1 protein-coding gene is annotated in these 229 nt (G+C 38.0%); it reads right to left on the bottom strand.

All coding sequences use genetic code 11. The features are described from left to right. Positions 1-229, bottom strand: a 229-nt coding sequence (locus AOA62_RS31300; protein ID WP_143521686.1) for a GNAT family N-acetyltransferase, incomplete at both ends; no start/stop codon positions are given.

The following is a 229-nucleotide window of genomic DNA, read 5'->3' as shown; positions in this document are numbered from 1 at the left end:
CCTTGATATCTATCTCCCAACCAATAGCCAATTGATGTAGACTCATTTGCCCAGTTAATTCCGTGTAATCCAACCACTCCTGCTAATTGGTCTTGATACCAAATACCTGCTTGGAAACCATTATTATTACTAAACTGCTTTAAAGCTCCTTTAATAAAATCCTTTGAATCTTCTACTGAATTTGTATAATCAACCCAAGGAAGCCATTCACGAAGGTAGTCTCGGGAAC

Origin of the sequence: Pseudomonas sp. 2995-3 (assembly GCF_002742565.1) — a bacterium.
In the GTDB taxonomy this organism is placed as follows: domain Bacteria; phylum Pseudomonadota; class Gammaproteobacteria; order Pseudomonadales; family Pseudomonadaceae; genus Aquipseudomonas; species Aquipseudomonas edaphica.
This window is presented reverse-complemented; position numbering and strand designations above follow the sequence as displayed.